The sequence below is a fragment of the Bradyrhizobium betae genome (genome assembly GCF_008932115.1).
In the GTDB taxonomy this organism is placed as follows: Bacteria; Pseudomonadota; Alphaproteobacteria; order Rhizobiales; family Xanthobacteraceae; genus Bradyrhizobium; species Bradyrhizobium betae.
The window spans coordinates 1271837-1293311 of sequence record NZ_CP044543.1 but is presented as its reverse complement, the minus strand read 5'-3'; the positions used below and the strand labels follow the sequence as shown (position 1 = coordinate 1293311).

15 protein-coding genes and 1 pseudogene are annotated in these 21475 nt (G+C 64.6%); 10 read left to right on the top strand and 6 right to left on the bottom strand.

Going from position 1 to position 21475, the window contains the following annotated elements; translation table 11 throughout:
• Position 1: 1 nt before the first annotated feature.
• Positions 2-451: a (2Fe-2S)-binding protein gene (locus tag F8237_RS06260; protein ID WP_151642905.1), complete on the bottom strand. Its 450-nt coding sequence runs from the start codon at positions 449-451 to the stop codon at positions 2-4.
• Between the two features lie 315 nt (positions 452-766).
• Here F8237_RS06260 and F8237_RS06255 point away from each other — a divergent pair, with 315 nt between their 5' ends.
• Positions 767-2386, top strand: coding sequence for a B12-binding domain-containing radical SAM protein (locus F8237_RS06255; RefSeq protein WP_151642904.1), 1620 nt, complete (start codon positions 767-769; stop codon positions 2384-2386).
• A gap of 5 nt (positions 2387-2391) precedes the next feature.
• Here F8237_RS06255 and F8237_RS06250 read toward each other — a convergent pair whose 3' ends face one another.
• The gene (locus F8237_RS06250; protein WP_162005899.1) at positions 2392-3780 is read right to left on the bottom strand and encodes an MFS transporter; all 1389 of its coding nucleotides are present in this window, start codon (positions 3778-3780) and stop codon (positions 2392-2394) included.
• Between the two features lie 172 nt (positions 3781-3952).
• Here F8237_RS06250 and F8237_RS06245 point away from each other — a divergent pair, with 172 nt between their 5' ends.
• Complete coding sequence (locus F8237_RS06245; protein ID WP_151642902.1) at positions 3953-5014, top strand: isocitrate/isopropylmalate dehydrogenase family protein; 1062 nt, start codon at positions 3953-3955, stop codon at positions 5012-5014.
• Positions 5015-5262: 248 nt separating this feature from the next.
• Here F8237_RS06245 and F8237_RS06240 read toward each other — a convergent pair whose 3' ends face one another.
• From F8237_RS06240 to F8237_RS06230, 3 genes are all read right to left on the bottom strand, one after another.
• A complete protein-coding gene (locus F8237_RS06240) occupies positions 5263-6537 on the bottom strand; it encodes an aminotransferase class III-fold pyridoxal phosphate-dependent enzyme (RefSeq protein WP_151642901.1) in 1275 nt (424 codons plus the stop codon).
• Positions 6538-6633: 96 nt separating this feature from the next.
• Complete coding sequence (locus F8237_RS06235) at positions 6634-7389, bottom strand: TetR/AcrR family transcriptional regulator (protein ID WP_162005898.1); 756 nt, start codon at positions 7387-7389, stop codon at positions 6634-6636.
• A 214-nt stretch (positions 7390-7603) separates the two neighbouring features.
• Positions 7604-8347: an SDR family NAD(P)-dependent oxidoreductase gene (locus F8237_RS06230; protein WP_151642899.1), complete on the bottom strand. Its 744-nt coding sequence runs from the start codon at positions 8345-8347 to the stop codon at positions 7604-7606.
• Positions 8348-8503: 156 nt separating this feature from the next.
• Between F8237_RS06230 and F8237_RS06225 the strand changes: the two genes are divergently transcribed.
• The 6 genes and pseudogenes from F8237_RS06225 (at position 8504) to F8237_RS06205 (ending at position 15891) form a co-directional block, all read left to right on the top strand.
• Positions 8504-9274 (top strand): methyltransferase domain-containing protein, encoded by a 771-nt coding sequence (locus F8237_RS06225; protein ID WP_151642898.1) that lies wholly within the window; start codon positions 8504-8506, stop codon positions 9272-9274.
• A gap of 200 nt (positions 9275-9474) precedes the next feature.
• Complete coding sequence (locus F8237_RS06220) at positions 9475-10476, top strand: DctP family TRAP transporter solute-binding subunit (protein WP_151642897.1); 1002 nt, start codon at positions 9475-9477, stop codon at positions 10474-10476.
• Between the two features lie 237 nt (positions 10477-10713).
• A pseudogene (locus tag F8237_RS36825) lies at positions 10714-11085 on the top strand (TRAP transporter small permease); the annotation flags it as partial.
• 237 nt (positions 11086-11322) lie between these two features.
• Entirely contained in the window at positions 11323-12609 is a 1287-nt protein-coding gene (locus F8237_RS36820; RefSeq protein ID WP_244626136.1) for a TRAP transporter large permease, read from the top strand.
• A 119-nt stretch (positions 12610-12728) separates the two neighbouring features.
• Positions 12729-13886 (top strand): GGDEF domain-containing protein, encoded by a 1158-nt coding sequence (locus tag F8237_RS06210; RefSeq protein ID WP_151642896.1) that lies wholly within the window; start codon positions 12729-12731, stop codon positions 13884-13886.
• A 70-nt stretch (positions 13887-13956) separates the two neighbouring features.
• A complete protein-coding gene (locus F8237_RS06205; protein WP_151642895.1) occupies positions 13957-15891 on the top strand; it encodes an alkyl/aryl-sulfatase in 1935 nt (644 codons plus the stop codon).
• 191 nt (positions 15892-16082) lie between these two features.
• Here the strand turns inward: F8237_RS06205 and F8237_RS06195 are convergent, their stop codons facing one another.
• Positions 16083-17153: a glycosyltransferase family 4 protein gene (locus tag F8237_RS06195; RefSeq protein WP_151642894.1), complete on the bottom strand. Its 1071-nt coding sequence runs from the start codon at positions 17151-17153 to the stop codon at positions 16083-16085.
• Positions 17154-17430: 277 nt separating this feature from the next.
• On the opposite strand from F8237_RS06195, the gene F8237_RS06190 reads away from it, so the two are divergent.
• On the top strand, positions 17431-19194 hold the full coding sequence (locus F8237_RS06190; protein ID WP_151642893.1) for an ABC transporter ATP-binding protein: 1764 nt from the start codon (positions 17431-17433) through the stop codon (positions 19192-19194).
• Positions 19195-19250: 56 nt separating this feature from the next.
• Positions 19251-21455 carry an amylo-alpha-1,6-glucosidase gene (locus tag F8237_RS06185; RefSeq protein WP_151642892.1) on the top strand — a complete coding sequence of 735 codons (2205 nt, stop codon included), beginning with the start codon at positions 19251-19253 and terminating at the stop codon, positions 21453-21455.
• Positions 21456-21475: the final 20 nt, after the last annotated feature.

Here is a 21475-nt window from a genome sequence, read left to right as displayed (position 1 = left end):
CTTACGCGCTGGCGATCGTGTGGATCGCTTCGCGCACCTGCTGGAAGGTGCCGCAGCGGCAAATATTGGTGATGGCCTCGTCGATGTCGGCGTCGGTGGGCTTCGGCTTCTCATTGAGGAGCGCCGCCACGGCCATGATCATGCCGCTCTGGCAATAGCCGCACTGCGGAACGTCCTTGGCGATCCAGGCTGCCTGCACCTTGTGCAGCGTGTCGCCGGACGCGAGCCCCTCAATGGTGGTGATCTTCTTGCCCTCGGCCTCGCCGACCGAAATGCCGCAGGAGCGGGTGGCGACGCCGTCCATGTGAACGGTGCAGGCGCCGCATTGTGCAATGCCGCAACCATATTTGGTGCCGGTCAGGCCGGCGTTCTCACGGATCGCCCAGAGCAGCGGCGTATCCGGCTCGACGTCGAGCGTGAAGGTTTTTCCGTTGATTGTTAGGTTTGCCATCGCAAGTCCCCTGATTGGCCCAATCCACCGAATGGACTCAGGGGCGCAATGTGTCCGGCAAATTGGAACTGTTCAAATCAATAGTCCGCGGGGTGGCTATCGAAGATTCTCGCGGCTGCGGGAAGATTATGGGGACTGCGGTGTTTGGCCTCGCCCGGGGCTCGATGGGTTGCGCGACCTCTCTCCGGGCGCCAATGCCCGGCTTGGGACGACGTCCGGCGTGTTCCGCTGCGTCGCGGCGACAGTTTGTCCGGATTGCCGGGGTGCAAGACCGAAACGCTTTGCTACACTACCCGGCGAGTCAGAAGGAGTTCCATGAACGTGGCGAGCCCTTGCAACGTGCTGATGCTCTATCCGCTGTTCACGGCGGAATCGTTCTGGAGCTTTGGCGAGTCCTGCAAATTGATGGGCGTGAAGCGCCCCACCGCGCCCCTCGGTCTGATCACGGTCGCCGCGATGTTGCCCGAGGACTGGACCGTCCGGCTGATCGACTGCAACACGACGTCCTTGGGTGACGACGACCTCGCCTGGGCCGACGTCGTCTTCACCGGCGGCATGCTGCCGCAGCAGGCTGACACGCTGCGCCTGATCGACCAGTGCCGCGCCGCGGGCAAGCCGGTGGTGGTCGGTGGCCCCGATCCCACCTCCAGCCCCCACGTCTACGAGAAGGCCGACTTCCGGGTGCTGGGCGAGGCCGAAAGCGTCATCGACGAATTCATCGCGGCCTGGGAGGGCGGCGCACGGTCCGGTGTCTTCACCGCGCCGAAATTCCAGGCCGACGTCACCACGACGCCGGTGCCGCGTTTCGACCTGCTCAGGTTCGAGGACTATCTCTATCTCGGTGTGCAGTATTCGCGTGGCTGCCCGTTCACCTGCGAGTTCTGCGACATCATCGAGCTCTACGGACGCGTGCCGCGGACCAAGACGGCCGAGCAGATGTTCGTCGAGCTCGAGAGGCTGTACCAGATGGGCTATCGCGGCCATCTCGACTTCGTCGACGACAATTTCATCGGCAACAAGAAGTCGCTGCGGCTGTTTCTGCCTCAGCTCGCCGAGTGGCAGCGCGCCCACGGTTATCCCTTCGAACTGTCCACCGAGGCCTCGGTCAATCTGGCCGACGATCCTGAATTGCTCGACCTGATGGGCGCGGCCAATTTCTTCGGCATCTTCGTCGGCATCGAGAGCCCGGATCCGGCAACGCTGGTCGCGATGCGGAAGAAGCAGAACACGCGGCGCAACATCGCCGAGAGCATCCACAAGATCTACGCCGCCGGCATGCTCGTCACCGCCGGCTTCATCGTCGGCTTCGACAACGAGAAGGTCTCGATGGCGGAGGCGATGATCGATTTCATTGAAGAGGCCGCGATCCCCGTCGCCATGGTCGGGCTGCTCTACGCGCTGCCGAACACGCAGCTGACGCGGCGCCTCGCCAAGGAAGGCCGGCTGCACGCGGACCACGATCTGGCATCGACCACGGGCGGCGATCAATGCACCGGCGGCATCAATTTCGATCCGGTCCGCCCGCTGCGCGACATCCTGACGGACTACAGGACGGTGCTGGAGCGGCTCTACAGCCCGGCGGCCTATGCGAGCCGCGTCGACAAGTTGATGACGCTGCTCGACCGTTCCAAACAGCGCCATGAACTCGCCGAGGGCGACATTCGCTCCAGGGTAGGCGCGATGGAGACCGTGCACCGCGTGGTCACGGCCATCCCGGACGGGCGGCCACTCTGGCAGACCTTCATGAACTGCGCCAAGCGCGACACCTCATCGGCGCGGATTGCGGTGCAGATGATCGCGGCCTATGCGCATCTCGGGCCGTTCTCGCGCAAGGTCATCGATGCCATCGACGCGCGCCTTGCTGCGCTCGACGACGAGACGCTGATCCCGGTGGCGGCGACGATCGACGCGACCGTGGCTCGGCACCTGGCCTGAGGGCCTTACTTCACCGCCAGCCGCAGGAAGCTCATCACGCTGCCGAGCGCGGCAAAGCCGGCGCCAAGCGCCAGCGCCACCGTTGCGCCCTCGTGCCCTGCGAGCGCGAAGCAGGCCGCGGCGAGCGCGGCACCCGTCGTCTGTCCCGTCAGGCGCGCGGTGGCGACGATGCCGGACGCGCTGCCGCTGCGGTGGGGCGGTGCGCTCGACATCACCGCCTTCATGTTCGGCGCCTGGAAGAAGCCGAAGCCCATGCCGCAGATCACCATCCGCCAGATGATGTCGGGGATGGCTGGATTGGTCGGAAGCATCGCGAGCAGCGCCATGCCGAGGCCGAGCAGCACGAGGCCGATGCCGCCGAGCAGGCCGACGGCATAGCGGTCCGAGAGGCGCCCGGCGATCGGCGCCATGATGCCGACCACCAGCGGCCACGGCGTCATGAAGAAGCCCGTCTCGACCTGCGAGCGCCCGAGCACGTCCTCGAAATAGAACGGCAGCGAGACGAAGGCGAGGCCTTGAACCGCGAACGAGCACACCGCGGTCGCCGCGGACAGTGCGAACATCGGCCGGCTGAACAAGTCGATCGGAAGCATCGGCGCCGGATGGTCGGCATGGCGGCGCGTCAGGACGAACCCGAGGACGAGAGCCGCGACCAGCTCGATGCCCACGATAACAGGCGACAGATTGTGCGCGGCGCTGCCGATGCCGGTGATGAACAGGCCGAGACAGGCCGACGCCAGCAGCGCGCCGAGAAAATCGAAGCCGTGATCGGCGCGCGGCGTCTTCGGCAGCATCGCAAAGCCGATGCCGGTGGCGACGAGGCCGAACGGGATGTTGACGGCGAACAGCCATGGCCATGGGCCGAGCGCGAGAATGGCCGAGGCGACCGACGGCCCGAAGGTGAACGCGGTCGCGACCACCAGCGCGTTGTGGCCGAAGCCGCGGCCGAGCATCCGTCCGGGATAGACGAAGCGCACCAGCGCCGTGTTGACGCTCATGATGCCGCTGGCCCCGAGGCCCTGCAGCGTGCGCGCGACCAGCAAGCTGTCGAGCGACCACGCCACCGCGCAGAACAGCGAGGCGATGGTGAACAGGATCAGGCCGCCGAGATAGATGCGCTGGTGCCCGACGATCTCGCCGAGTGCCCCAAGCGGCAGCAGGGTTGCCACCAGCGCGATCTGGTAGACGTTGACCACCCAGACCGACTGCTCCGGGCTGACATGCAGGTCGGCGGCAATGGCGGGCAGGGCGATGTTGGCGATCGCGGTGTCGAGCGAGGCCATCGCCAGCGCGGTGAAGATGGCGGCGATCGCCCAGCGCCGCTGCGCGGGCGGCAGGCCATCGGCAACGGTGTGGTCAGGCTCGCGCGCGGCGGCGGGTAACGTGATTGTCATTGCGTTCGCGCGTTGCTCCGGCGGCGTGGCGACAGCGGACTTTGGCATGTACTACGGCAAGGCCTGCTTCCACAGGCATATGCTTGCATGCTGTGTATGCGCGAAGGCCGGGCGATCCGGCCCCGCGCCGGCGTATGATCGGGCCAACTGCTGCAATCCCGGAGGTTTCGCCATGCAACTCGTCGTTCTGCCCGGTGACGGCATCGGACCGGAGATCACGACCGCGACATCGGGCGTGCTGCGCGCGGCCTCCGAGCGCTTCCAGCTCAACCTTCGGCTGGAGGAGCACGCGGTCGGCCATGCGAGCCTCAAGCAATTCGGCACGACCGTGCGCCCCGAACTGCTCGACATCGTCCGCGCCGCCGATGGCCTGATCCTCGGCCCGACCGCGACCTTCGACTTCAAGAACGAGGCGCATGGCGAGATCAACCCGTCCAGGCACTTCCGCAAGAGCCTCGACCTCTACGCCAATGTCAGGCCGGCGCGCACCTATGCAGGTCGGCCCGGCCGGCTCGGCGAATTCGACCTCGTCGTGGTGCGCGAGAACACGGAGGGGTTTTACGCCGACCGCAACATGGAGCAGGGCAATGGTGAGATGCTGGTCACGCCCGACGTCGTGATCTCGCTGCGCCGGATCACGCGTCTGTGCTGCGAGCGCATCGCGCATGCCGCCTGCCGTCTGGCGATGAAGCGGCGCAAGCATCTCACCATCGTGCACAAGGCCAATGTGCTCAAAATCGGCGACGGCATGTTCCTCGAAATCTGCCGCGCCGCGGCCATGGACTATCCTGGCCTCAGCGTCGACGACATCCTCGTCGACGCCATGATGGCGCATGTGGTGCGGAGCCCGGATCGGTTCGACGTCATCGTCGCCACCAACATGTTCGGCGACATCCTGTCCGATCTCACCGCGGAGCTGTCAGGCAGCCTCGGCCTCGGCGGCTCGCTCAATGTCGGCGACCGCTATGCGATGGCCCAGGCCGCGCACGGCTCGGCGCCTGACATTGCCGGCCAAGACGTTGCCAACCCGGTATCGTTGATCCTGTCGACCGCGCTGCTGCTGGCCTGGCACGGCGAGAAGACCGGCGCGGTGCGTTACGAGGAGGCTGCCCATGCGATCGAGGCGGCGGTGGCGAAGGCGCTTCGCGACGGCAGGGCGACGCGCGACGTCGGTGGCAAGCTCGGCACCATCGCGGCGGGGGCCGCGATCGCGGCGATCCTTCAGGCGGAGTGAGGAGGTTTCGCTATTTTTTTCGTGGGCTCAAGACAAGACGGCGAAAACAACCCCATGCACAGTAGAAGGCCCCTTGATCGATAAGGGATTTTCTTGCCGTGCCGCGAGGATACTGGCGGCCACCGCGACGTTGACCCGTCGGGCAAAACACTGGCAAGATGCAACACTGGCCCGTGAGAAACACGACGGCGGCTATGTCCCCCGGTTGGCCGATGCAGAACTCATCCCATCGACTTCACAGCTCGAGTTCACCGTCCAAGACGTTGCAGCAGAAGCACGTTCGATTGGGCGGGCAGGGAGGGTAGCTGCTTCTTCAGTTCGGCGAAGGCCCGGTCTGTGATGTCGAGCGTGTTGTCGATGTCATCAGGCGTCAGGGCGGCGTTGAAGAACATGTTGTGATAGGGGTGAAGGTAGGCCCCCGATCGAACCGCAGAGCCGGCCCAGAAGTAACCCTTCCGCATATCCGGATCGTCGTCGAACAGGATTTGCGGCATCTGCGACGGCCCGGTCTGGCGAACGGGAATATCGTGTGCGGCGGCTTGCGCCGCGATGCCGGCTCGCAGCCGCGCGGAATTGGCGACGATCCGCTCCAGATAATCGCTCGTCCGGATCTCGCGCAGGGTCGCGATCGCCGCCGCCATCGGCATGGCGGAGAACCAGAAGGACCCTGTCACGTAGATGCTGGACGCGGCGCTGCGCGCCTTCTCCGAGCCGACGAGCGCCGAGATCGGGTAGCCGTTGGCAAGTACCTTGCCCCATGCGCTGAGGTCGGGCTGCACGCCGTGCACGGACCAGCTGCAGTCGCGTGCGAGGCGAAAGCCGGTGCGCACCTCGTCGAGGATCAGCAACGCGTCTGCGTCATCGCAGAGCTTCCGCAGTCCAAGCGCGTATTCGGCCGAGGGCGCATATTGGTCGTTGAAAGTCTCATGACGGAATGGCGTCGCGAACACGCCGGCGACGTCGCCGTCAGCCTTGCGGAACGCGTCCGCGGCACTGTCGAGGTCGTTGTAGTTGAAGTAGATGATGTGGGCCCGGTCCTCCGCCGTGATGCCCTTGATGTTGGGCGTGTTCCAGGGGGCGGCGCCGTGATAGGTGCCCTTCGCGACCAGAATCTTACGGCGATCCCGATAGGCCCGTGCCGTGACCATCGCCATCGAGGTCGCATCGCTGCCGTTCTTGCAGAACATCGCCCAGGCCGCATGGCCGATCATCGACACGAGATCTTCCGCAAGCACGACCATGGCTTCGGACGGGCCGGTCATGGTGTCTCCCATCGCGGCCTGGGCGCGCGCGGCGTCCTCGACACCGCGGTGCCGGTAGCCGAGCAGGTTCGGACCGAACGCACACATGTAGTCGACGTAGCGGTTGTCGTCGCAATCCCAGAGATAGGCGCCTTCGGCGCGCGAGAAGAACTGCGGATAACCCTCCGATAGCAGGGCGACCGACTCGTGACCGTACATGCCCTTGGGGATCACCTGCCGTGCGCGTTCGCGCAGCTCCGAGTCTTTCGAATTTCTCTTCATGGATTGTCCTGTCGGATTTGGGGCCGCGCTTCGATGCGAAGGTCTTCGCGTTTTCTTCACGCGAACCGGTGTCCACTTCGCTCGAAAACGCTCTATCTAGCTCGCCAGCGCAATCTCGGGACGACGCTGTCGCCACGGCATCGCAGCCTCGAAGGCCGCGGCTGCCTGCAGGACACCGAGATCGTCGAAGCGACGGCTGACGATCTGCAGGCCGACGGGCAGGCCGGCGCGGGTCATGCCGCAGGGCACGCTCGCCGCCGGATGGCTCGACATGTTGAAGGGGTAGAGGAATTCGGACCATGCGAGCCAATTGGTCGATTCCTCGAGATATTCCGGCGTGATGGATCGATGGAGGCTGTAGGACAGCGCCCAGACTCCATCCACGAGCGCGATCGACACCGCGACCCATTTCTCCAGATCCGGCACCCTGGGCATCTCGAAGGTCGCACGCAGATAGGCGGTGCGCTGCTTTGCGAGTGCGGCGTTGCCGCTCAGATCCGTGTTTCTGACCTCGACACTGACGCCGGCGCCCATGAAGAGGCGTAGCGCAGCGGGATTGCGGTTCAGATGCGCCGCGCCGGCCTTCTGGCTGTTGGCGATGTAATGCTGCCAGGTCGGGGGAGGAGGGTGAACGGGTGCCTTAGCGCGCGCCGCGATCTCGGCGTGGTAGCGTTGCGCCAGGGCGACAAAGGCCGCACCCCGGTTCGGAAAGAAGTGATAGACCGAGGCGAGAGGCACATCTGCCCGCTCGGCGATCTGGGCGAGGCTGATATCCTCGTCGAGCCTTTCGGCGAGCAGGTCGGCGGTGGCGTCGAGCAGGAGATGAAGCCGTTCGCGACCGCGATTACGCATCGGCGAACGACGCTCAGTACCCAATTCTTTGCCGTTCCCCAAATTGGTCGCCATCCCGCACAGGGATTCAGACGAAGCGCGGCGCCAAACACTGAAATGCGCTGCGCTGATCGACAGCCGGGCGTGTACCGGTCTGCGTAGTTACCATCAACCGCTTGGCCGGATCAACCGGAGCTGCCGGCTTGACGACCGGCGACGTAGCTTGTCGCCAGCTCTAGAACTGATACCTCCGCAGGCCCCCATCCACCGGGATCACCGTCCCGGTGATGTACCTTGCCACCGGAGATGCCAGAAACACCGCGAGCGCCGCGAGGTCTTCCGGCTCGCCCCAATAGCCGACCGGGATTTCCTCCTCGGCAAAACGCTCGCGATAGTCCTCGGGGTAGTTGCGGCGGATCTGCTCGCTCATGATGCGGCCGGGCGGGATGCAGTTGATGGTGATGCCGTGCTCGCCGATTTCGCGCGACAGGCCTTTGGCCCAGGCGTGCACGGCGGCCTTGGCGGCGAAGGCGGCGTTGAGGCCTTCCGGCTCGGACTTGCCGGTGATGTTGACGATGCGGCCCCATTTGCGTGCGATCATCTGCGGCAGCAGCGCATGCGCGATGCGGCGGTAGCTGGTGAAATTCAGCGCGATCGCCTCGTCCCATTTGCTGTCGGGGGCGTCGACCGGCAGCGGGCGGCTGCCGCCGGCATTGTTGACGAGGATGTCGACATGGCCGAGCTGTTTCAGCGCGAAGGCCGCGATGTTCTCCGCGGCATCCCTGGCCATCACGTCCTGCGCGAGCGGCGTGATCAAGCCGCCGCCAACCTCCTTCACCAGCTCGGCAAGCAGGTCAGTCCGCCGCGCCACGCCGACGACGCGCACGCCTTCGGCCGCCAGGCCCTTGGCGATGGCGCGGCCGATGCCGATGCTCGCGCCTGTCACGACAGCGGTTTTCGATTTGAGCCCGAGGTCCATGGTCACACGCCTTCTTGTTTTGGTCTTTTGATTTTTGGTGTTCGTTTGCTGTTCGTTTCCTGCCTGCCCCGGGTGCGGCGATTTGCCCGACCGGGACGAGCAGTGGTAACCAAGAGCTGTTCCGAAGGAAACACGAAAAAGAAAAGGCGCAGAACGATGGTCTGGGATCCGCAGCAATATCTGAAGTTCTCCGGCCACCGGCTCCGGCCCGCTGTCGATCTCTTGATGCGGATTCCGGATTTCGGCCCGCGCACGATCGCCGACCTCGGCGCCGGCGCCGGCAACGTCACCAGGCTGATCAAGGAACGCTGGCCGGATGCGAACGTCACCGGTGTCGAGGGCTCGGCCGAGATGGTTGCCGCCGGCCGCAAGGCTGCGCCGGACGTGGAATGGTCACATGAAGACCTCGGCCATTGGCGTCCCGGCAAGCAATATGACGTCGTCTATTCCAATGCCGCACTGCACTGGCTGCCCAATCATGCGGCACTGTTTCCGTCGGTGATGGAGACGGTGACGCCCGGCGGCGTGCTCGCGGTGCAGATGCCGCGCAACTTCCTTGCGCCCTCGCATGTGCTGATCGGCGAGACCGCACTGAACGGTCCCTGGCGGTCCAAGGTCGAACATCTCGTCACCCCGCCGCCGGTCGAGGGGCCGGCCTTCTATCACGACCTTCTTGCGCCGCTCTCGCAGAACGTCGACATCTGGGAGACCGAATATCTCCAGGTGCTTGAAGGCGAGAACCCCGTGAAGGAATGGACCAAGGGGACCTGGCTGACGCGCTATCTCGACATCCTGCAGGGCGAGGAAAAGGCCGCCTTCGAGGCCGCCTATGGGATGCGCGTTGCAAAGGCCTATCCGAAGAATGAAGCGGGGCAGACGCTGTTCCCGTTCCGGCGCCTGTTCATGGTTGCCCAGCGCAAGGGCTGATGCGACTGCCGCAATGCGATATAAGCGCTCGCTGCCCGGAAGGGACGCAGACATCGGGTTGCGTATGCAACGGCCGTCAAGATAGCCTGCCTGCGGCAAATTGGGCTTAGGTCTAGTTGTTCGGGTGGTGGATTGCTGCCACTACTGACGGCGTAAAACAAAAAAGACCCGGTTTTCAGGGGGTATTGGGGAGGTCCTTCATGCGCAAGCTGCTTCTTGCGGTCGCCGCGGCCGCGTTCGCTCTCGTCCCTGCTATCGCCCAGGCTCAGAGCCCGATCGTCATCAAGTTCAGCCACGTCGTCGCCAACGACACGCCGAAGGGCAAGGGCGCGCTGAAATTCAAGGAACTCGCCGAGAAGTATACCGACGGCAAGGTCAAGATCGAAGTCTATCCGAACTCCTCGCTCTACAAGGACAAGGAGGAGATCGAGGCGCTCCAGCTCGGCTCGGTGCAGATGCTGGCGCCCTCGACCGCGAAGTTCGCGCCGCTCGGCATCAAGGAATTCGAGGCGCTCGACCTGCCCTGGCTGTTCAAGGACGACGCGACCTATTCCAGCGCGATGAAGGGCACGATCGGCAAGTGGCTGTTCCAGAAGCTGGAGGCCAAGGGCATCACCGGGCTCGGCTATTGGGACAACGGCTTCCACATGGTGTCGTCGAACCGTCCGCTGACGAAGCCGGAGGACTTCAAGGGCCTTAAATTCCGCATCTCCGGATCGAAGATCGCCGACCAATATTTCCGCCTGATGGGGTCGATCCCGCAGATCATGGCGTTCTCGGAAGTCTACCAGGCGCTGCAGACCGGCGTGGTCGACGGCTGCGAGAACACCGCGTCCAACTACCTGACGCAGAAGTTCTACGAGGTGCAGAAGGACATCACCGTGTCCTATCACGCGCATCTGCAATACGCGGTCATCGTCAACTCGAAATTCTGGTCCGGCCTGCCGCCCGACATCCGTGCCCAGGTCGAGAAGGCGATGAACGAGGCGACCGACTACACCAACCTGATCGCGCACCAGGAGAACGAGGACGCGCTGGCCGAGATCAAGAAGGCGGGCAAGACCAAGCTGCATTATCTGACTGACGCCGACCGCAAAGCGTGGCAGGAAGCGATGCGGCCGACGTATACATGGGCGAAGGGCCGGGTCGGGCAGGAAGTGCTCGATCTCGTCGCCAAGGAACTCGACGTCAAGATGAACTGACACGGTTTCCGGGAAGAACAATACGAACGGTCGGGAGTGTGCGCACTCCCGACCGTTTCGCATCGATGGGGGGACTTTGACTTGCTTGGCGTGCTGAACCGTGGGCTCGAACATCTCGAAGAGTGGTTGATCGCGACGCTGATCGCGGCTGCCACCGGCCTGATCTTCATCGCCGTGGTGCATCGTTACGGTGCCGGTGAATCGATCGTCCTCTCTAGATGGGCGGCCGCGCACGGGATGACCTGGCTCGCGACGCTGTCGATGGCCGTGTTCAAGTTCCTGTCCGAGCTCGACTTGTCCTGGGCGCAGGAACTCTGCATCTACATGTTCATCTGGATGGCGAAATTCGGTGCCGCCTATGGCGTGCGCACCGGCATCCATGTCGGCGTCGATCTGCTCGTCAACCGCCTGCCCGAACATTCGCGCAGGCACGTGATCCTGTTCTCGCTGCTCTGCGGCGCGCTGTTCACCGGCATGATCGCCGCCTTCGGTGCCTCCTTCGTGCGCGAGATGTTCCACACCGGCCAGCAGTCCAACGACCTGGAAGCGCCGATGTGGTTCGTCTATCTCGCGATCCCGCTCGGCTCCGGCCTGATGTGCTTCCGTTTTCTCCAGGTCTCGTGGTCCTATTACTGGACCGGTCATCTGCCGCATCATGACGAGGCGCATGTCGAAGGCGTCGAGGTCGACGGTTCGCCAGCGCTGCATCCGCAGCCGGCCGGTGCCGCGACCAGGGCCGCGGCGCGAAAGGTTTCGCCGCTCGGCGTCATCCTGATCATGGCGCCGATCCTGATCTTCGCCATGTGCCTCGCCGAGAAGTTCGGCGTGGTGGTGCTGCCGCACTGGATGCGCGCGGCGACCGTGTTCGCGCTGCTGATTGCGCTGATGCTGACCGGCATCCCGGTCTCGATCGCGCTCGGTCTCACTGTGATGACGTTCCTGTTTACGCTGACCACGGTGCCGATCGAAGCGGTCTCGATGAAGCTCTTCACGGGCATCGAGGGCTTCGAGATCATGGCGATCCCGTTCTTCATCCTCGCCGGCAATTTCCTCACCCATGGCGGCGTCGCGCGGCGCATGATCAATTTCGCGACCTCGCTGATCGGTCACTGGCATGGCGGCCTCGGCCTCGCCGGCATCGTCGCCTGCGCGATGTTCGCGCTGGTGTGCGGCTCGAGCGTCGCGACCGTCGCCGCGATCGGCGCCATCGTGCTGCCGGAAATGGTGCGGCACGGCTACCCCATGCATTTCGGCGCCGGCATCATCACGGTCGCCGGCTCGCTCGGCATCCTGATGCTGCCGTCGATTCCGAAGATCGTCTACGCGGTTTCCACCAACACCTCGATCGGCGCGCTGTTCGTCGCGGGCCTGCTGCCCGGTATCCTGCTGACGACGATGCTCTGCATCGTCACCTGGTGGCTCGCGCGCAACCGGGACTATCCGCGGCTGCCGAAGGCAAGCTGGGGCGAGACCGTTCGCACCTTCCGCGAGAGCATCTGGGGCCTGATGCTGGTCGTCATCATCATCGGTGGCATCTACAGCGGCCTGTTCACCGCCACCGAGGCGGCGGCGATGGCCGCGGTCTACTCCTTCGTCATCGCGGTGTTCGTCTACAAGGCCATCAAGATCGTGGACGTGCCGCGAGTGCTGCTGCGCGCCGCCAACACCAGCGCGATGCTGCTCTACATCGTCACCAACGCGGTGCTGTTCTCCTTCGTGCTCTCCAACGAGAACCTGCCGTCGACCCTGGCGGACTGGATCGCGGCGCAGAATCTCGGCTGGGTCGGCTTCCTGCTGGTGGTCAACGTTCTGCTGCTGCTCGCCGGCAATTTCATGGAGCCGAACTCGATCATCCTGATCATGGCGCCGATCCTGGCGCCGGCGGCCAAGAAGCTCGGCATCGACCTCGTGCATTTCGGCATCGTGATGGACGTCAACATGGAGGTCGGCCTCTGCCATCCGCCTGTCGGCCTCAACCTCTATGTCGCCTCCATGATAGCGCGAATGCGAATCACGGAGCTCGCAGTTGCCGTGATGCCGTGGCTTCTCACCATGCTCGGTTTCCTCGTCATCGTGACCTACTGGCCCGATCTGACGCTGTGGCTGCCGCGGGTGCTGGGCATGCACCAGTGAGGGCGGCCGGACGACACATGGCTAACGCGCGGTAAACCCGCGCGCTCAAATGCCAGTGTGGTGCGTTGCACGCATTTTTACGGATGTGCGGTAGGACCATGCCAGCGGATGGGGCTGGCATGTTGTTCAACAGAATGGAAACCGGACGGGCGTCGATATCCGACGCCGTCTATATGGAAGTCATCACGGGCCTTCACGGCACGACGATGCCCACCATTCTCGCGGCCGCGTGCCAGGCGATGGTCGGCGCCATAATGACCTACGAGACCGGCGATATCGCGACGGCGGCGCTGACGGTTGCTGGCGTCGTGGTGGCCATTGCCCGCCTGTTCGAGATTGTCGCATTCCGCCGCCGCCTCGCGCGTCCGCCGCAGCTCGGCCGGGCGGAGGCCGCGCGCTGGGAGCGCCGTTACATTGCGGGCACCATCGTGACGGCCCTGGTGCTTGGCGTCTTTGCCGCGCGCAGCATCGTGCTCGGCGATGCACTCTGTTCCGTGATGGCGATCGGTATCGGCTTTGGTTTCGGCGCCGGCGTGGTGGCACGGCTGGCGCTGCGCCCCGTCGCGGCGCTGCTCGATCTCGTCGCGATCGCCTCGCCAGCGGCGATCGTGACGTTCATGCAGCCCGACCTCCGCCATGTCGGGCTCGGGCTCCTCATCCTGATGTATATGGCCGCGAGCTTCGAGATGGTGCGGCTGAGCTTCAACGCCTCGATCAACCAGATCACGCTCAAGCGGCAATTCGAGCAGCTGTCGCGCATCGACCCGATGACCGGCGTGTCCAATCGTTCAGTGCTGGCCGCGGACCTGCCGCCGATGCTGGCGGCCGGGATGGTTGCCGTCCATACGCTCGATCTCGACCGCTTCAAGGAGGCCAATGACCGCTTCGGCCATCCCGTCGGCGACGCGCTGCTGAGGCAGGTCGCCGGGCGGCTCAAGGCGCTGGCCGCGCATGACGATCTCGTGGTCCGGATGGGCGGCGACGAGTTCATCCTGGTGCAGCGCGCGGCGGCCGATGCGGAAGCGATGGCACGGCGGATCGTGCAATCGATCGGCGCACCCTATGATGTCGACGGCCAGGTGATCGCGCTCGGCGTCAGCGTCGGCGTCGCCGTCGCGCCGCAGGACGGACGCACCGCTGAGGCATTGTTGTCGCGCTCCGACCGGGCGATGTACCGCGCCAAGCAGGACGGCGGCGGCTACGTGCTGGCGCGAGAGTTGCGAATGGCAGACACGACCGCATCGGACCAGCCGGTTGCCGAAGGGCTGGCCGCGTAAGGACCTGTTGGAACCGCAATCGAGATGCGGTTAGATGCCTCCCCAATCAAGACGAGCCGGGGAGGGCCTTATGAGCAGCTTCGAAGCAGCCGACACGCCGAAGGACGCAACGCCGTCCGTCATCGCGCAGCAAGGGGCGATGCTGAATGCGCTGCCGTTTTCCGACACGCGGGATTTCGATGATGCCGCGCGAGGCTTCCTCGGTACGATCGAGAATGCGGAGATCACCAACCCGCAGGGACGGACGGTCTGGAGCCTGAAGCCCTACGGCTTCCTGTCCACGGAAGAGGCGCCGCCGACGGTCAATCCGAGCCTGTGGCGGCAGTCGCGGCTCAACATGCAGCACGGACTGTTCGAGGTTGTGCCCGGCGTCTACCAGGTGCGCGGGCTCGACATCGCCAACATGACGCTGATCGAGGGCGACAGCGGCGTCATCGTCGTGGACACTCTGACCTCGATCGAGGGCGCGAGGGCCGCGCTCTATCTCTATTTCAAGCACCGGGGCCTGCGGCCGGTTGCGGCGGTGATCTTCACCCATACCCACACCGACCATTGGGGTGGCGCGCGCGGCGTGCTGGAGGAGGATGCGCTCGCCACCGGGCGCGTGCCGATCATCGCGCCGAACCTGTTCATGGAGCACGCGGTGTCCGAGAACATCATCGCGGGACCGGCGATGCTGCGCCGGGCGCAATATCAGTTCGGCCCGTTCCTGGCCAAGGGGGCGCGCGGGCAGGTCGATTGCGGCCTCGGCAAATCGATGGCGGCGGGATCGGTCGCGCTGCTGCGGCCGACCGACCTGATCATGGCGACCGGCGACCGGCGCGTGATCGACGGCGTCGCATTCGAATTCCAGATGGCGCCGAACAGCGAAGCACCGGCGGAGATGCATTTCTTCATCCCGCGCTACAAGCTGCTGAACCTCGCCGAGAACTGCACCCACAATTTCCACAATCTGCTGCCGTTCCGCGGCGCCGACGTGCGCGATGCGCTGGCCTGGTCGAAGTACCTCAACGAGGCCTTGCAGCTCTGGAACGGCAAGGCGGAGGCGATGTGCGGCCAGCATCACTGGCCGGTGTGGGGCCGCGAGCGCATCGGCAGCATGATCCGGCAGCAGCGCGACCTCTACAAGTTCGCGCATGACCAGACCATCCGCCTGATGAACCACGGCCTCACCGCCACCGAGATCGCCGAGACGATCCAGCTGCCGAAGAGCCTGGAGGGCGCCTGGCATGGCCGCGGCTATTACGGCCACATCCGCCATAACGTGAAGGCGATCTACCAGAAATATCTCGGATGGTACGACGCCAATCCGGTCAATCTCGATCCGCTGCCGCCGGTCGAGTCGGGCAGGAAATATGTCGAGTACATGGGCGGCGCCGACGCGATTCTGGCGCGGGCTCGCGTCGATTTCGACAAGGGTGAATTCCGTTTCGTAGCCCAGGCGCTCGGTCATCTCGTATTCGCCGAGCCGGACAATGCGGCAGCGCGCGCGTTGCTTGCGGACACGCTGGAGCAGCTCGGCTACGCCGCCGAGAGCGCGACCTGGCGCAATGCCTATCTGTTCGGTGCGCAGGAGCTGCGGCAGGGCATGCCGAAGACGCCGGCGCGTCCGCCGATGCAGCGCGAGACGCTGGCGGCACTGCGCACCTCGCAGCTTTGGGACGTGCTCGGTATTCGCCTCAACGGCCCGAAGGCCGAGGGCAAGCACATCGTGCTGAACTGGAGCTTTTCGGATACGGGCGAGACGTTCGTGCTCAATCTGGAGAATTGTGCGCTGACCTACACCGAAGGCGTGCAGGCGGAGGGCGCCGATGCCAGCTTCACGCTCGCGCGCGCGACACTGGATGAGGTGATCGCGAAGCTGACGAGTTTCCCGGAGGCGGTTGCTGCCGGCAAGGTCAAGTTGTCAGGCAACCCGATGAAGCTGGCGGAGCTGATGGGCTTGATGGACGAGTTTCCGCGGATGTTCGAGATCGTGGAGCCGAAGCGGGCGGTGGTGGTGTAGGACTCTTCCTTCTCCCCTTGTGGGAGAAGGTGGCGCGAAGCGCCGGATGAGGGGTCTCCCTCCGCGGACAAGCTTTTCAATGCGGAGGCAACCCCTCACCCAAGCGATTATGCCGCTTAGTTCTTGAGCCCTCTCCCACAAGGGGAGAGGGCGCTTCGACTGGCAGCCGCGATGTGGCGACAGCCTAACCTTTACTCCGCGCTGCTCACCAGCTTGATCCGCGGCGCTTGTGCCTCGATCAGGCTGCGATAGGCCGTAAGATAGTCCAGTGCCATGCGCCGCGCGGTGAAGCGTGTTTCGAACTGCTTGCGGACCGCGGCGCGGTCCAGCTGCGGCAGACGATTGACGCCGCCGGCCGCGCTGATGATGTCCTCCACGATGAAGCCGGTGAGGCCCTCGTCGATGATCTCCGGCACCGAGCCACGGTTGAAGGCGATGACCGGCGTGCCGCAGGCCATGGCTTCGATCATCACGAGACCAAACGGCTCCGGCCAGTCGATCGGCAGCAACAGGCCGAGCGCACCGCTCAGGAAGTCGGACTTTTCGTGGTCGCCGATCTCGCCGATGAACTCCACCAGCGGATTGTCCTGGATCATCGGCCGGATCAACTCGTCATAGTAATCCTGGTCGGCGCGATCGACCTTGGCTGCGATCTTCAACGGAATGCCGCAATGCATCGCGATCCTGATGGCGCGATCGACGCCTTTCTCGGGCGCGATGCGGCCGAGCACGGCGAGATATTCCTGTTTCGCCGGCTTCGGCGTCAACAGATTTTCCGGCAGACCGTGGTGGATCGTCCTCACCCAGTTCGCCTGCGGTACCGGACGCCGCTGCGCGTTCGAGATCGAGATGACAGGAACCTTGGAGAAGGTGTTGAACACCGGCTGATGCTCGGGAAGATCGAGCCGGCCGTGCAGCGTGGTCAGGAACGGGGTCGGCTGCCGGTGGAACAGCGACCACGGATAATAGTCGAGATGGAAGTGGAGGAAGTCGAACTCCTCGTCGTCGCATTTCTGCCGTACGCGCTCCAGCATCACCATGTGCAGCGCATTGGGATCGCGCACGGAACCGTCGAGGCGAAGCGCCCGCGGCCAGGTTGCGTCCAGCTTCGCCGATGTCTGTGAATCGCCGCTGGCGAACAGCGTCACGTCGTGTCCAAGAGCAACCAACTCTTCCGTCAACCAGTGCACCACCCGCTCGGTGCCGCCATACAGCTTGGGTGGAACAGCCTCCGTCAACGGAGCTACCTGCGCGATGCGCATCTCACCATCTCCTATGTGCGATCATGGAAGTTAAAGCCCCCGTCGCGTGTCGGCACCGGCATGCCAGTCGGGGAACGTTCTCGCAGTTGCGAAGTTCCTCTAAGCGAACGTTACTTCTTCGACACAGTGCGGAGTGGTCGCGATGATGCCATCAGCTCTTCTCACATCGTCCGCATCCGCATGTCGTGATGGTCTTGCCCGGGAACCGAGGCGAAGCAGTCGATGTTCAGTCGGCAGTTAAGAACAATTGGAATCATCGCGACGGGGTTGCAGTCACATGGATCATCTTTCTGGATACGCGCGCAGGCCATTTGCCTTTGTCTTGCGCTATCTGTGGCAACATCTGGCCACGCACCTGGTGATCCTGATCGCTGTCGTTGCAGCCGTTGCCTGCTCGGTGGGCACGCAATATGGCGTCAAATCCCTGGTCGATGCTCTGTCGGCGGGGCCATCGCATGGTGGCGGCGTATGGCTGGCATTCATCCTGCTCATGTCGCTGATCGCCGCGGACAACTTCCTTTGGCGGATCGCGAGCTGGACAGCGAGCCTTACCTTTGTTCGCGTCACGGGCGATTTGCGTCGTGACATCTTTCGTCATCTGACCGGGCATGCCCCGAGCTATTTCTCGGACCGGATGCCGGGCATGCTGACCAGCCGCATTACGGCCACATCCAACGCCGTGTTCACGGTCGAGAACATGTTCGTCTGGAATGTGCTGCCGCCGTGCATCGCCACAGTTGCAGCCATCGGCTTGATTGGAACCGTCAGTCCCTATATGGCGCTCGGCCTGATCGTGATCGCGGGCGGCATGGTGGCCGCCATGTTCCGTCTCGCCGCGGCCGGCAAGCCGCTGCATGACGACTTCGCCGACAAGGCCGCTGTCGTCGACGGCGAGATGATCGACGTCATCAGCAACATGCCGCTGGTTCGCGCCTTCTGCGGCATCGGCCACGAGCACGAGCGGTTTGACGCCACGGTGAACCGGGAACTCACGGCGCGCAGCCGCAGCCTGCGCTATCTGGAGAAGCTGCGCTTGCTGCATGCCGCCGTGACCGTGCTTCTGACGATCGCGCTGATGGCCTGGGCGGTGACGCTCTGGCAACAGGGTGAGGCCACCACCGGCGACGTCGTGCTGGTCTGTACGCTCGGCATCTCGATTCTGAGCGCGACGCGCGACCTTGCCGTGGCGCTGGTCGATGTCACCCAGCATGTCGCGCGCCTGACCGAGGCGATCGCGACGCTGCTGGTGCCGCATGAGCTGCGTGATCACCCCGAGGCAGAGCCGCTGGTCAAGAGCGGCGCCGCGATCGCCTTCAACAATGTCACCTTCGGCTATCCCGGCAGCGAGAAGATATTCGAGCGGTTCAGCCTGCGGCTGCAGCCCGGCCAGCGCGTCGGCCTGGTCGGCCAGTCCGGCGGTGGCAAGTCCACGCTGTTCACGCTGCTCCAGCGCTTCTACGACGTCGACGAGGGCAGCGTCACCGTCGACGGCCAGGACATCTCCATGGTCACCCAGCTCAGCCTGCGGGAAGCCATCTCCGTGGTGCCGCAGGACATCTCGCTGTTCCATCGCTCCATTCGCGAGAACATCCGCTATGGCAGGCCCAATGCGACGGACGACGAGGTGCTGCGCGCTGCGATTGCGGCGCGCTGCGATTTCATCGACAGCCTGCCGGAAGGCCTCGACACCATGGTCGGCGACCGCGGTGTCAAGATGTCAGGCGGCCAGCGCCAGCGCATCGCGATTGCGCGCGCCTTCCTCAAGGACGCGCCGATCCTGCTGCTGGACGAGGCGACCGCCGCGCTCGACAATGAATCCGAGGAGGTGATCCGCGAGGCATTGTCGCGCCTGATGCGCGGGCGTACCGTGATCGCGATTGCGCATCGGCTGGCAACGCTGCGGAATTTCGACCGCGTGGTCGTGCTGAAAGGTGGCAAGATCATCGAGGACGGCTCGCCCGAGCGCCTGATGCAGGGCCACGGTCCCTATCGTGAGCTGGTCACGCAGGAAATGAGCCGGCTCGCGCAGGCGGCCGCGTAGATCAACAGTCGCGTTCGAGTCGTTTGCGTCTTGAAACAAGCGCAGGGGAGCAGCCCATGGCGGCCGAAGCCGTAACCCAACTCGTCTCCGTGACCCGGACCCTGGAACAGGTCGCGGAGCAGCCTTTCTATATTCCGATGACGGGGCCATCGGCGCGTCCGCGGCGCTCGCTCAAGCATGACGATACGTTCATCGTGCTTGACAGCCACGGCGACATCGGCGCGTCCGCCGGCGGGCCGGACGGTCTGTTCAACCAGGATACGCGCTACCTGGCGCGGCTCGAGCTCGTGCTCGACGATCTCCAGCCGCTATTGCTCGGCTCGAACCTGCGCGACGACAATTCGGCGCTGACCGTCGATCTCACCAATCCCGACATTTACCGCAGTGGCAGCCTGGTGCTGCAGAAGGACCTGCTGCACATCGTGCGCACGATCTTCCTGTGGCGCGGCACGGCCTATCAGCGCATCGGCGTGCAGAACCATGGCGACCGGCGTGCCAGCTTCGAGCTGACGCTGCTGTTCGGCAACGACTTCGCCGATCTGTTCGAGGTCCGCGGCGAACGGCGCGCGCGCCGCGGGACCGGCACGAGCAAGCTGCTCGGCCCGACCGACGTGCTGTTCGAATACCGCGGCCTCGACGATGCCGAGCGCACCACCGGCCTGCATTTCGACCCGCGGCCGACACGGCTGTCCGTGAATGCAGCGACCTGGCAGCTCGAGCTCGATCCGCACGAGTCGAGATCGCTGTTCGTGGCGGCGTCCTGTAACCGGCCGGTCGCGGAAAAGCCGGCGCGCTTCTTCAGGGGCTTGCTGGCCCATCGCCGCGAGATGCGGCAATCGACGATGGGTGCGGCCAGCATCGAGACCTCCAATAACATCTTCAACGAGGTGCTGTGCCAGGCCATGGCCGACCTCAACATGCTGATGACGGAGACGCCGCAGGGCCGTTACCCCTATGCCGGTATTCCCTGGTACTCCACGACGTTCGGTCGCGACGGCCTCATCACCGCGCTCCAGATGCTGTGGGTCGACCCGCGCATTGCCAAGGGCGTGTTGCGGCGTCTGGCCCATTTCCAGGCCAAGGCTGTCGATCCGCGGGCCGATGCTGCGCCCGGAAAAATCCTGCACGAGATGCGCGGCGGTGAGATGGCCGCGCTGCGCGAGGTTCCGTTCGCGCAATATTACGGCAGCGTGGACTCCACCGCCCTGTTCGTGATGCTGGCGGGGCGCTATTTCGAGCGTACCGGCGACGAGAAGACGCTCATCGAGCTATGGCCGGCGATCGAGGCGGGGCTCGCCTGGATCGATGGTCCCGGCGACCCCGATCAGGACGGCTTTGTCGAATATCAGCGCGCGACCGAAAAGGGGCTGGCCAACCAGGGCTGGAAGGATTCCTACGACGCGATCTTCCATGCCGACGGCCAGCTTGCGGAGGGCAATCTCGCGCTGGCGGAGGTGCAAGGTTACGTCTTTGTCGCAAAGCAGCTCGCCGCGCGTTGCGCGTTGCGGCTTGGCAAGCCCGACCTTGCCAAAAAGCTCGAGGCCGAAGCCAAGTCGCTGGCGGAGCGGTTCGAGAAGGCATTCTGGTGCGAGGAGCTAGGCACCTATGCGCTCGCGCTAGATGGACAGAAGCGACCCTGCAAGGTGCGGACCTCGAATGCCGGGCAGGTGCTATTCAGCGGCATGATCCGCGAGGATCGCGCACGCCTGGTCGCCGCCGATCTGATGGGTCCGCATTTCTTCTCGGGCTGGGGCATCCGCACCGTCGCGCAAGGCGAGGTGCGCTACAATCCGATGTCCTATCATGACGGGTCAATCTGGCCGCATGACAACGCGCTGATTGCGCTCGGGCTCGCGCGCTACGGGCTCAAGCATTCGGTCGCGCATGTCTTCAAGGGCCTGTTCGACGCGGCCACTTACATGGACCTGCGGCGGCTGCCGGAATTGTTCTGCGGCTTTCGGCGCGAGAAGCGGCGTGGCCCGACGCTCTATCCGGTTGCCTGCGCGCCGCAGGCCTGGGCCAGCGCGACGCCGTTCACGCTGCTGGAGGCGGCGCTCGGCATCGAGTTCGACGTCGGCCGCGGCGAGATTCGGTTGCGCAATCCGCATCTGCCGAATTTCCTGAACGAAGTGATTCTGCGCGATCTGCGCCTCGGCGAGTCCAGCGTGGACCTGCGTGTCAGCCGCCACGGCGACGACATGGCGCTGGAGGTCTTGCGCACGCGCGGCCAGATCCAGGTGTCGATCGTGCTGGCCCGCTAGCGGCGCCGGCGAGGAGGGTT